The following is an 11307-nucleotide window of genomic DNA, read 5'->3' on the forward strand; positions in this document are numbered from 1 at the left end:
GTGAATGTGACATACCATTTGGAGCTCCCCCCATGAAACAACTACCTGTAACTGTGCTTTCAGGTTTTCTCGGTGCCGGTAAAACGACAGTTCTCAGCCATATACTCAATCATCGGCACGGTAAAAAGGTTGCCGTAATTGTGAATGATATGAGTGAGATCAATATTGACGCATCCACGGTTCAGAACGAAGTCTCGTTGAATCATCAAGAAGAAAAACTGGTTGAAATGAGTAATGGCTGTATTTGCTGTACGTTGCGGGAGGATCTTCTGATTGAGGTTAACAAATTGGCTAAAGATGGTCGATTCGATTACCTGGTGATCGAATCCACGGGTATTTCCGAGCCGTTACCCGTGGCAGAAACATTTACCTTTGCGGATGAAAATGGCGTGTCATTATCAGACGTTGCGACACTGGATACCATGGTGACCGTCGTTGATGCAGTCAACTTTCTAAAAGACTACGACGAAGCCAGCAGTTTACAGGATACTGGCGAGTCCCTGGGGGAGGAAGACGAACGGAGTGTAGCGGATCTACTGGTTGATCAAGTCGAGTTTGCTGACGTATTGCTTATCAGCAAGACTGATCTGGTCGAGCCAGCCGAAATAGAACGCTTGGCGGCTATTCTTAAAAACCTCAATACCTGCGCCCGGATCATTCCCATTGCAAACGGAAATGTCGATCTGGATGATGTGCTGAACACCAGTCTCTTCAATTTTGAACGTGCCCAGCAGGCCCCCGGCTGGTTAAAAGAGATGCGTGGCGAGCATGTACCGGAAACTGAAGAGTATGGCATAGGCAGTTTCAGCTATAGCGCTCGACGTCCGTTTCACCCTGAAAAATTTTATCAGTTTCTCCATAACACGGGTGAGTTTGGAAAGTTGATTCGTTCAAAAGGTTACTTCTGGCTAGCCTCTCGTCCTGAATTTGCCGGACACTGGAGTCAGGCCGGCGGTATCGCTCGTCATGGTTTTGCGGGACTGTTCTGGAAGTCCGTCCCCAAAGAACAATGGCCAACGGATGAAGACTACCTGGCGTCTATCGAAAAAAGCTGGGAAGAACCGTTTGGAGATATGCGACAAGAACTTGTCTTTATTGGTCAGGGGTTAGATCAACACGCTATGACTCAGGCATTGGATGACTGTTTGTTATCTGAACATGAAACGCTACAAGGCAAGCGTTATTGGTCAACACTGAGTGATCCATTTCCTGAGTGGCGGGAAATTGCCTGAAAGAGTTGTTACGCGGCAAAATTACCAGAATGCATATTGGTGGTAAAGGGTTTAACCGGTAGCCCTCGTTGCAGTTTGACTAAGGGCCGCCCTGGCTGAATGCCATTAATCAAGCTTATTGAGCGACGGCATAGCACCAAGCGCGGCATGAACTGCGTCAAAGACCGCGCGGAGACTCTCTGTGGAACAGGACCACTTTGTGGACGGTACACGAAGAGCCCCCATGGCGGAGGTTCTTCATTTTCAAGGACTTGAACAAGCTCTCCGCTCGCGATGTAAGGGGCTGCCATATAGTCAGCCAGCTGAGCAAAACCAAGCCCGGAAAGCGCAGTTCCCATTTCCACCTCGGCATTGTCTGCAATCAGAACTGGCGAGGCCGGTACCCACTGCCTCTCACCCTTGAAATGCCAAGGCCAGGGGCGGCCCGTATTAATATCCAACGCGGCAAGGATCGGCAGCGAGGCCAGCGCGTCGATATCACTGGGAGCCCCCAACTTCTCAATTAAGCCAGGGGCGGCAACAACAGGAAGTCTCATATCTGCCGCTTTCCTGGCAACGTAGCGGCTGTCTCGCATGAATCCGACTCTGACACCGACATCAATGCCTTCATCCACGGTATTGCTGATACGGTCTGATAATCGTACATCCATGGTGATACAGGGATGACGTTCCGCCACACGCTCTATCGCCGGTAGCAGAGCGCGGTTGCAAAGACTGTGAGGGGCTGTGATTCGAACCATTCCAGACACCTCTTCGCCCTGATCTTCACCTGGAACGCGCAATAGATCCTCGACTTGCTCCAAAGCTTCTCGCACTTGATCGAGTAGCCCTTCCCCGAACGAGGTGATCCGGATCTGTCGAGTGTTTCGGTGGAACAGCAGTTCGCCGTAATGCGCCTCCAAGTGCTTGATTGCACGAGTGACCGCCTGAGGAGATGTGGCTAGCTTGACGGCTGCATCCCTAAAGCTGCTGCTTTCGGCAGCCACCAGGAAGATGCGTAGCATCTCAATTTCCTTGCTCATCACTCACTTATCCTATCGTGCTATCACTTCATTAATATTCCATATTATGGAACAGTGAAACATTATAAATTCCATATACAGGCACAAACCGCGTTCCTACAATAGTGACATATCACCAGTAAAGATCAACTGGTGAGACGCTTAACAAGCTCTCACGATTGACTTGTAAAGCATGAGAATTAGCAAACTCCATTGAGCCAAGACCCACACAAGGAAACAATATCATGAAATCACGTGCAGCTGTTGCCTTTGAACCAGGTAAACCTCTTCAAATCGTAGAAATTGACGTTGAACCACCGCGTAAAGGCGAGGTGCTAGTCAAAATTACACATACCGGGGTTTGCCATACCGACGCTTTCACCCTGTCAGGGGATGACCCTGAAGGCATTTTCCCAGCGGTTTTGGGTCATGAGGGTGCAGGTATTGTTGTAGAGGTTGGTGAAGGCGTCACTAGCGTAAAACCCGGTGATCACGTTATCCCTCTCTACACCGCTGAATGCGGCGAATGCCTGTTCTGCAAATCCGGCAAGACCAACCTCTGTGTCGCGGTACGGGAAACTCAAGGTAAGGGCCTGATGCCGGACGGCACCACCCGCTTTTCATACAACGGCGAGCCCATCTATCACTACATGGGTTGCTCCACCTTCAGCGAGTACACCGTCGTTGCTGATGTGTCCCTTGCAAAAATCAACCCGGATGCAAACCCCGAGCATGTCTGCTTGCTGGGCTGTGGTGTGACCACCGGTATTGGTGCGGTTCACAACACGGCAAAAGTTCAGGAAGGCGACTCTGTCGCGGTATTTGGGCTGGGAGGCATCGGCCTCGCGGCTATCCAAGGTGCTCGACAAGCCAAAGCCGGGCGGATTTTTGCGATTGATATCAATCCGGACAAATTCGATTTGGCACGCAGCTTCGGCGCTACTGACTGCCTTAACCCTACTGAATTCGAGAAACCTATTCATGAGGTCCTCATTGAAATGACGGGCTGGGGTGTGGATCACACCTTCGAGTGTATTGGTAACGTCAATGTAATGCGTTCGGCACTGGAATCAGCTCATCGCGGCTGGGGTCAGTCAATCGTGATCGGTGTCGCGGGTGCAGGGAAAGAAATCTCAACTCGTCCCTTCCAGTTGGTTACCGGTCGAACCTGGAAAGGCTCTGCTTTTGGCGGTGTAAAAGGGCGGACTCAGCTCCCCGGGATGGTGGAGGACTCCATGAAGGGAGGAATTGATCTTGCCCCGTTTGTCACTCACACCATGGGACTCGACGACATCAATGAAGCCTTCGATTTGATGCATGAAGGCAAATCGATTCGCACGGTTATCCATTACTAACCGATCCATCACCTTCGCTTTATTCAACAACATATAGTAACCATGACTAATCCCGTTATCTCTGGCGACGGTCTGTTCTCTCACGTGTTTATCGGCGCTGAGGACCTTCAGCAATCCGCCAAGTTTTATGATGCAGCCTTGGGCGCTATCAACATCAGCAACCTTGGTCCTTTCAGTAACGACTGGGTGCTCCATGGCCGCGATAAACCCGCTTTCATCATTGCTCGACCGGGTAATGGTGAGGCTCCGTCTGGCAATGGTGTGACGGTAGGCTTCGCTGCTGCCACAACTGCCGATGTGGACGCCTTTCATGCTGCGGGTCTCGCTACTCAGGTCCTGGATAGATGTGGAGCTGGAACGACAGAACAGGGATCTGCTCGCCTCAATGGACAAACGCGCCAAGTTGCAATTGCGCCTGCAGCAAACTGTTGAGGGCCTTTCCGTTGCTGCAGTTTCCTGTTTGCTGAGTTATTTATTGAAAGGTGTCCCCCCTCGTTCACGACTTCATTGCACCTGTAACCGCAGTAATGGTTCCAGTGGTAATGGTGGGGATCTGGTTGAAAGTACGCAGTATCAGGCGCGCTCATTCCGACACCGCTACAGAGAAAAGCACCTGACCAGAAATTCGTGAATGCTGGATTTCTGATGATCGGGTTTCATATAGGAGAATATCATGGAACGCATCGAACATCACGCGTGTTTTGGTGGATGGCAGGAAATCTATCAGCACGAGTCAACAACCCTCGGCTGCACTATGAATGTCGCAGTCTATTTGCCACCTCAGGCAGAAAAGGGCCGAGTGCCCGTTTTGTACTGGCTTTCCGGGCTTACCTGTACCGAGCAGAATGTCATCACCAAATCGGGTGTACAACGGTACGCGTCCGAACACGGCATCGCTATCGTTGCGCCGGATACCAGCCCTCGTGGCGAAAAAGTTGCCGACAACCATCTCTATGACCTTGGTCAAGGAGCGGGCTTTTATGTCAATGCGACACAGAAACCCTGGGCAGCTAACTATCAGATGTATGATTACGTTGTGCAGGAATTGCCCGATCTGATCGAAGCACACTTGCCTGTTACACAGGAACGCAGCATTAGCGGCCACTCTATGGGAGGGCATGGCGCAATGGTTATAGCTCTGCGAAATCCAGGACGTTACCGCAGCGTTTCCGCCTTTTCCCCTATCGTGGCTCCCACGCAGGTGCCATGGGGTCAAAAAGCCTTTGAGTCCTATCTCGGCAGTGATCGAGAAACTTGGAAACAGTATGGCACGCTGGAATTGATCGCTACGGCAGAGGAGCGCCTGCCCCTCCTTGTGGATCAGGGAACCAGAGACGAATTTCTCGATAAGCAGCTCAAACCTGAGCTACTGACTCAGGCCTGCGAGGCCGCGCATCACCCGCTTACCCTGAACATGCGCACGGGCTATGACCATAGCTACTACTTTATCGCCAGCTTCATCGGCGAACATCTCGCTCATCATGCATTTGCACTGAGCCAGTGAACAGGAGTAATCCAGCCATGAGCAAGCAGATCAACAAGAGACATCGGGTGGTGATTATTGACGCAGGAACGTCGATATTCCAAGAGATGCCCTGGTGGTATTTTCTGGCGTCTCAGTCTCAGGCAAATCGTCACTGGCGTTCGGCACCACTTCTGCCGAGGCACAACGCGTCCCCTGTTATCCCCGCCCCGAAGTTGTAACCGGTGCGTCCAAGCAAAGTCACAGAGCCGCTTGACTGAACAAGGTGAAGAACTGATCCAACTGTTTTACCCGGTTAATGAATTCGCAACCCGATGGGTGGCTAAAATATCAGATAAGGTATGACCACTAATAAAAGGCCGGAAAAAGGTTACCGTAATTGTGAATGATATGAATGAGGTTGAAAAACTCGCGAAAGCTGGTGTGTACAGAGAGCCCAAAGGGGAATGTCATCCATTTTATTGTGGTTTTAAACCATGCTTCTGAATGATTTCGTCAAAATTACCGGTTTGTCTGAGTAACTCAAGCCCTGTATTAAAAGCGTCTATGATCACATGGGCATTCTTGGTTTTTCTGGAAATAATCAGATGTTGTTGTGCTTCGATTAATACAGGATCCATCCATTCTATACGTGATGCAATATCAGGAAGACCCTTGAGTACATACCGGGCGTATTCTCGATCAACCACCACCAAGTCAACTCGTTTGAGGGCAAGCTTTTTAAGGTTCTGGATATCATTTGGTACCCACTCTATTTGAATGCCTGACTCTTCGAGACCTTTTGGATGGATATAACCTATCACGGATCCAAGTCGATATCCCTGTTTAACCAAGTCTTGGTAATCCGTGTACACAATATTCTGCTCCTTATGTTTATAGAAGCCGGATCGATTTGGAAATATGGGGGCGGAGTAGATAAAATCTTCAGCCCGATCATCGTTATACCAGACTCCAACCATCCCATCAGCCACCTTTCCTTCCTTGGCATATAACATCGCTCTTTTCCAGGGCGAGAATAAAATGCGAGTTTTGTACCCCTGACTTTCTAGCGCTCGGACGATGATTTCTATTAATGGGCCTTTGTCCTCCATTTTTTCGCCGTAAAAAGGCGGGTAATTCATTGATGTCAGAACCACTTCGTTTGCGTACAGCGAATTTGACCCTAACAGCAGCACATAGGTAGAACATTAAGCAAAAAAGCAGGGTAACTTGATGATATTAATATGGATTCATCCTGCAATAAGGTAGATTGTTAGTCGTCAAACACACTACCGACCCTAAAGCAGAATGAATCAGCGTAAATTTACCACATTTCTTGAAAAACTCACCCATTCCCTCAACCCAGAAAAAATTACTGAAATCGCTAAACAAGAAGATTTCTGTGTGCGGCAGAGACGAATTACGCCTTTTAATCTAGTCACATGCCTGGTTGCAGTGATGGCCTCGAGCACCATAGAAAGTGTGGCAGACATTCAGCGGCGGTACTGCGAGTGGTCGGAGAGCAATATCTCTTATCGGGCCTTTCACAATCAATTTTCGAAGCCCGAGTTTCCTGAGTTTATGCGCGAAGTACTGTCATCACTCCTCACAGATTGGTTGCAACCCTCTCTGGCTTTTCCAGAAGGCCACTCTTTTCATCAGTTCAAACAGATTCTGATTCAGGATGGCAGCTCGTTTGCTGTGAAGGACTCGTTGAAGAAATCGTTTCCTGGTCGTTTCAAAACCATCAGCCCTGCCGCTGTTGAACTTCAAGTGACCATGGATCTTCTAGCAGATCAGCCCTGTTCTATCTCGTTGACCCCCGATACCGCCAGCGAGCGGGACTACCTCCCTGAGCCCCAAACGCTATCCGGGTGTTTGTTGCTGCTTGACCGGGGGTACTTCGATCTGGAGTGGTTTCAGAACTTGCAGGATACTGGAGGGTTTTATATCGCGCGGTGTAAGAACAACATTAATCCAGTCGTCGAGGCTGCTTATCGAGAAGATGGAAAAATGCTGAAGCACGTGAAGGGAAAGCCGCTGAAAACAGTGCAAGGCAAGCTGTTCAAGCGACAACGTACGGAATTAATTGTTTCCTGGAAAAAAGGAAAGCACACAATCACCGCAAGATTGGTTGCTTGTTGGATCAAGCGGGAAAAGAAATTCTCCTGGCTGATAACCAACCTTCCTCAAGAGCAGTTTTCTCTGGACGAGGTGAGTGAGGCTTACCGGCTTCGCTGGCAAATCGAGTTGTTATTCAAAGAGTGGAAATCCTATGCCAATCTACGGTGCTTTGATACCGGCAAGGAATCAATAGCAACCGGGCTAATCTGGGCGGCGATTACGGCGGCACTCATGAAGCGTTTTATTTGCCACAGCGCACAACGCATACTCGGCAAAGTGCTATCCACTCGAAAAGCTGCGATGTGCTGCACAGTGACTTTTTGCGATACGATGCTCGGCATCATGCGCGTTGACCGAAAAGCAACTAAGCTCAATGCGCGCAAATTGATTAACTTTCTTGGGCGTTATGCTGGACGTGCTCACCCCAAAAGAGACTGTGATTCGGGTAAATTCAGTTTGGGTCTACAGCTCTGTTAGGTGGCTTAATGTTCTACCTATGAACAGCAGCAATGTGAATAAAAAACGTACCATCAGAGCTAACCCGTGCTACTTGACCAAGCCATGCTTTTCCATGATATTAGAAAACTTGCCAGTTTGGCGTAGTATTTTTAAACCTTGATTGAAATCATCTATTTTTTGCTGTGCATTGATTGCTTTTCTAGAGATGATTAAATATTGTTGCTTCTCTTCAAGGGCTGGCTCCATCCACTCGATTTTGCTTTCGACATCAGGAATATTTTTTAGTACGTACTGTGCGTAGGCCTGATCTACAACGACCAAATCAATTCGTCGTGTTGCAAGTTTTTTAAAGTTTTGAATATCACTGCGAACCAATTCAATTCTGATTCCAGACTCTTCCAGTCCGCTGGGCATAATATAGCCTCTAACCGTACCAAGTGTATATTCACTTTTTACCAAGTCCGCATAACTCTTAAATTTGACGTCATTGTTTTTGTGTTTGAAGAAACCAAGCCTATTAGGAAATATTGGGTCTGAATAGATAAAGTTGTTTTCTCGCTCATTGCTATGCCAAGCGCCAACTACACCGTCTGATTCTTTTCCCTCTTCGGCCATTATCATCCCTCTTTTCCAGGGCGCGAAGATGATTTTTGTTTGATAGCCTGAGTTTTTAAATGACTCAGAGATGAGTTCGATCAAAGGACCATTATTTTCTAAATTTTTACCGTAAAACGGTGGGTAATCGATTGAAGATAGCCGTACATCCTTAGCGTTGAGAGCTCCGCAAAAAAATATAAAAAGCAGGGATGAAATGTATATATTGTATTTAGCCATCGTTCAATACCTCTTGCTATTCCAATATTTATGGGGGCTACACTTAATTGAAGAGTTTAGTTAGCTGTGCGGATAATTCCCAATTTTCCAATACGCCGATTGGATTCCGCCTCCCCTATTCACCTCCTGCAACATGCCTAATATTAGGGATTAGCCCTCTGGCATCATTAAATCTCATAAATCTTAGCCATTAACTGCGCTTGCAAATAAAACCATCAACGGCGAATGCTGCGATTAGTACTTCGCTCTTCTACGATCGCTTCCAGCCTCGCCTTGATTATGTTTAGCTCCGATAAATCCGCCCTCATCGCATCACTGGCCGATTTATGTTCCTGCAGATCTAGGGTTAATACGTTGTTTGCCTGTTGAAGTAGATCTAGTTTGATTACCTTTTCAGCATGTTCGGCTTTTAGCGTGTTATAAGCCTGTTTAAGCTCTTCTCGCTCGTTTTCTATATCTGAATGCCGGGTTTCAAGCATCTCGTATTGCGCTCTGAGATAGTTGAGCGATTGAGTCTCACAATTTAATTCTGACTGACAGGCAAGATGTGCTTTTTGGCAGCCATTCAGCTCTTCAGTGAGTTCTGCCATTGCTGTGCGTTTATCGGTTAACTGACAATCCAGGGTTGAAACTTGTTGTTGCAACGTCGAAGCGCTGTTCAATGCGGCTTCGGTTTGATCCCGGTAGTGCTGGAGATTTATTCGGTGCTGCTCTCGTTCATATTCCCGTTCTTGTACAACCCGCTCCTGATAGTGTTCGACTGATGACCGAATATCATGAATTTCAGATTTGTATTCTTTGATTCGAGTGTTAAGCGCTAAAGTTTGATTCAGTGCTGCGGCTTTCTCCGTTTCCAGCTTTGTAATCAGGATCTGATCTTCTTGCTGCTGCTCTTTAAGCTGGTTGTTTTCAGTGGTTAACGAACTTATCTCCGCTTTCAGTTTTATGATTTCATCTCGATGAGTGGCAAGTTCTTGCTGCGCCATAACCACTGCGTTGTTCGCAGCTTTCTGCTTTTCATCGAATACCAGTTGAGCTTCATCCACGCGGGCTGTCGCCAGGTCATGTGTTTGTTGGTATACGGTTTTAAGCGCATCCAATAGCGGTTTTGGAATCTCGCTCACATCCGGGATGTTCGCTTTCTCGGCATGCCAACGTTTCAACAGCGGTGCGATAGTGCTTTTGCTACCGGTCCCGAGCACTTCCCTGACCCGATCCACTGTTGGTTTCTCGCCCTGGGTTTCGATCAGATCTGCAGCCTGCGCAATATCATCAAAGGTTACACCGATTCGAGCCATTTTTGTCAATCTCTACTATTGTAAATCTTTGCAGTGTAATATTTCGTATTACGTAATATTATCTTATTTATTACAAATATATCCACTACAAAACTACATTATATAACCCATGATAATGCTTATTATCGTTGGTTATAATGTTTTGTCTAAAATATTCTGTTCGTAACGCCGGTACATAGCCGCCTTTTGAGCGACTGCGATAGGAATTCGATTCATGCACAGCAAACCGCCCAAATTGACCACTGACTTATCATTACGTAATGAGGAATCAGGCCAGATTGCCCATCAGGAATCCGAAGCACTGCGTTACTATCTACAGGCGGCCACCTCCGACAACACACGTAAGGCTTATCGATCTGCCATTCGCCAATTTGAAAAATGGGGCGGCCGACTGCCTACGGATCGAGATACGATCGTTCGCTACCTACTGGCCAGAGCCGAACTACTTAATCCCAGAACCCTGGATCTGCACCTGACGGCGATCAGTCAGTGGCATCATTATCAGGGGCTGCATGATCCCGTTCGCGATCCTCTGGTGCGTAAGACCATGGATGGCATCCGCCGCACCCATGGTCAACCCAAGCGCAAAGCCAAGGCCCTGCGGCTGGAGCACATCGCGCAGATGGTGAAGCATCTCCAGAAACTACCAGATAGCATGAAGAAGTATCGGGATATCGCGCTGGTGCTAACGGGATTTTTCGGGGCCTTTCGTCGCAGTGAACTGGTCGCAATACAAATCAACGACCTGGTGTGGGAGCCGGCGGGTTTGATCATTCGGTTGCCCCGTTCCAAGACCGATCAGCAAGCCACCGGTTTGGCGCGAGCCCTGCCTTTTGCAAAGAATCCGGTCTGTTGCCCAGGCAGCGCAATAAGGCAATGGATGGATATCGCTGATATAGTGACTGGTTCGCTGTTCCGGCCAGTCAATCGCTGGGATCAGATTCAAACCAAGCAGCTTAATCCTGGGGCCATCAATGATTTGCTCAAAACCTTGGGTGGTGCCTGCCAGTTTGACTTTGTCCCTGAGCTGAGTAGCCACAGTTTTCGGCGGGGCCTCTCCACGTCTGCAGGACGGGAGAAAGTCGACTTTGAGTTGATCAAGAAGCAAGGGGGCTGGAAGAGCGACGCCACGGTCTGGGAGTACATCGAGGAAGGCCAACAGCTATCCGACAATGCGACAGTCATATTGATGGAAAAAATGGCTTCCTTGCTCTCGATCGAGTCTGATTTGATGTAACTTTCCTCTGCTGCCAATGTAATCCATCCAGAGGATCCGCTCCACAGTCTTAAAGCATTAAAAACAACTGATTCAGAAACAAATGCTCATTATCGCGGTGAAAACATAACAATGCCCATACCCATTAGCATTATCACCACGACAACAAAATCCCACAAATGCGGAAGAATCTCATCCGCACCCCACAACCACAACAGGACGATCGACACATAAATAACGCCATAAGTCGCGTAAATGCGACCTCCAGCTGTCGGGTACAGAGACAAAAGCCAGGTGAGCAACTTTTATATGTTACCTATTTCGCT

At 48.2% G+C, this 11307-nt stretch carries 12 protein-coding genes; 7 read left to right on the forward strand and 5 right to left on the reverse strand.

The features are described from left to right. The first annotated feature begins 32 nt into the window (after positions 1–32). Positions 33–1232, forward strand: coding sequence for a zinc metallochaperone GTPase ZigA (zigA, locus tag OLMES_RS13675; protein WP_087461784.1), 1200 nt, complete (start codon positions 33–35; stop codon positions 1230–1232). Positions 1233–1240: 8 nt separating this feature from the next. On the opposite strand, the gene OLMES_RS13680 is transcribed toward zigA, so the two are convergent. Then, the gene (locus OLMES_RS13680) at positions 1241–2254 is read right to left on the reverse strand and encodes a LysR family transcriptional regulator (RefSeq protein WP_232465334.1); all 1014 of its coding nucleotides are present in this window, start codon (positions 2252–2254) and stop codon (positions 1241–1243) included. Positions 2255–2478: 224 nt separating this feature from the next. Here OLMES_RS13680 and OLMES_RS13685 point away from each other — a divergent pair, with 224 nt between their 5' ends. The 4 genes from OLMES_RS13685 to fghA are packed head-to-tail and all read left to right on the forward strand — an operon-like array spanning position 2479 to position 5092. Next, positions 2479–3588 (forward strand): S-(hydroxymethyl)glutathione dehydrogenase/class III alcohol dehydrogenase, encoded by a 1110-nt coding sequence (locus OLMES_RS13685; RefSeq protein WP_087461785.1) that lies wholly within the window; start codon positions 2479–2481, stop codon positions 3586–3588. A 42-nt stretch (positions 3589–3630) separates the two neighbouring features. Next, positions 3631–4020 carry a VOC family protein gene (locus tag OLMES_RS13690; protein WP_332454939.1) on the forward strand — a complete coding sequence of 130 codons (390 nt, stop codon included), beginning with the start codon at positions 3631–3633 and terminating at the stop codon, positions 4018–4020. Further along, entirely contained in the window at positions 3935–4219 is a 285-nt protein-coding gene (locus OLMES_RS13695; protein WP_332454940.1) for a DUF3422 family protein, read from the forward strand. Before OLMES_RS13690 ends, OLMES_RS13695 begins: the two co-directional genes overlap by 86 nt. A gap of 42 nt (positions 4220–4261) precedes the next feature. Then, a complete protein-coding gene (gene fghA / locus OLMES_RS13700; protein ID WP_087461786.1) occupies positions 4262–5092 on the forward strand; it encodes an S-formylglutathione hydrolase in 831 nt (276 codons plus the stop codon). 437 nt (positions 5093–5529) lie between these two features. Here fghA and OLMES_RS13710 read toward each other — a convergent pair whose 3' ends face one another. Then, positions 5530–6192: a substrate-binding periplasmic protein gene (locus OLMES_RS13710; RefSeq protein ID WP_087461788.1), complete on the reverse strand. Its 663-nt coding sequence runs from the start codon at positions 6190–6192 to the stop codon at positions 5530–5532. A gap of 166 nt (positions 6193–6358) precedes the next feature. Between OLMES_RS13710 and OLMES_RS13715 the strand changes: the two genes are divergently transcribed. Continuing rightward, positions 6359–7651: an IS4 family transposase gene (locus OLMES_RS13715; protein ID WP_087459477.1), complete on the forward strand. Its 1293-nt coding sequence runs from the start codon at positions 6359–6361 to the stop codon at positions 7649–7651. Positions 7652–7720: 69 nt separating this feature from the next. Here OLMES_RS13715 and OLMES_RS13720 read toward each other — a convergent pair whose 3' ends face one another. Continuing rightward, positions 7721–8467, reverse strand: coding sequence for a substrate-binding periplasmic protein (locus OLMES_RS13720; protein ID WP_087461789.1), 747 nt, complete (start codon positions 8465–8467; stop codon positions 7721–7723). Between the two features lie 215 nt (positions 8468–8682). Next, positions 8683–9765 carry a DNA-binding protein gene (locus OLMES_RS13725; protein ID WP_087461790.1) on the reverse strand — a complete coding sequence of 361 codons (1083 nt, stop codon included), beginning with the start codon at positions 9763–9765 and terminating at the stop codon, positions 8683–8685. A 214-nt stretch (positions 9766–9979) separates the two neighbouring features. Here OLMES_RS13725 and OLMES_RS13730 point away from each other — a divergent pair, with 214 nt between their 5' ends. Further along, entirely contained in the window at positions 9980–11002 is a 1023-nt protein-coding gene (locus OLMES_RS13730) for a tyrosine-type recombinase/integrase (RefSeq protein ID WP_087461791.1), read from the forward strand. Positions 11003–11091: 89 nt separating this feature from the next. Here OLMES_RS13730 and OLMES_RS13735 read toward each other — a convergent pair whose 3' ends face one another. Next, positions 11092–11283, reverse strand: coding sequence for a YnfA family protein (locus OLMES_RS13735; protein WP_087461792.1), 192 nt, complete (start codon positions 11281–11283; stop codon positions 11092–11094). Positions 11284–11307: the final 24 nt, after the last annotated feature.

Origin of the sequence: Oleiphilus messinensis (assembly GCF_002162375.1) — a bacterium.
GTDB classification, from domain to species: Bacteria; Pseudomonadota; Gammaproteobacteria; order Pseudomonadales; family Oleiphilaceae; genus Oleiphilus; species Oleiphilus messinensis.

What these genes read in the sequence shown, in the direction of transcription:
- OLMES_RS13720 (WP_087461789.1), bottom strand. Translation starts at nt 8,467, where the DNA reads ATGGCTAAATACAATATATACATTTCATCCCTGCTTTTTATATTTTTT.
- OLMES_RS13680 (WP_232465334.1), bottom strand. Translation starts at nt 2,254, where the DNA reads ATGAGCAAGGAAATTGAGATGCTACGCATCTTCCTGGTGGCTGCCGAA.
- OLMES_RS13715 (WP_087459477.1), top strand. Translation starts at nt 6,359, where the DNA reads ATGAATCAGCGTAAATTTACCACATTTCTTGAAAAACTCACCCATTCC.
- OLMES_RS13730 (WP_087461791.1), top strand. Translation starts at nt 9,980, where the DNA reads ATGCACAGCAAACCGCCCAAATTGACCACTGACTTATCATTACGTAAT.
- OLMES_RS13685 (WP_087461785.1), top strand. Translation starts at nt 2,479, where the DNA reads ATGAAATCACGTGCAGCTGTTGCCTTTGAACCAGGTAAACCTCTTCAA.
- zigA (WP_087461784.1), top strand. Translation starts at nt 33, where the DNA reads ATGAAACAACTACCTGTAACTGTGCTTTCAGGTTTTCTCGGTGCCGGT.
- OLMES_RS13690 (WP_332454939.1), top strand. Translation starts at nt 3,631, where the DNA reads ATGACTAATCCCGTTATCTCTGGCGACGGTCTGTTCTCTCACGTGTTT.
- fghA (WP_087461786.1), top strand. Translation starts at nt 4,262, where the DNA reads ATGGAACGCATCGAACATCACGCGTGTTTTGGTGGATGGCAGGAAATC.
- OLMES_RS13725 (WP_087461790.1), bottom strand. Translation starts at nt 9,765, where the DNA reads ATGGCTCGAATCGGTGTAACCTTTGATGATATTGCGCAGGCTGCAGAT.
- OLMES_RS13710 (WP_087461788.1), bottom strand. Translation starts at nt 6,192, where the DNA reads ATGAATTACCCGCCTTTTTACGGCGAAAAAATGGAGGACAAAGGCCCA.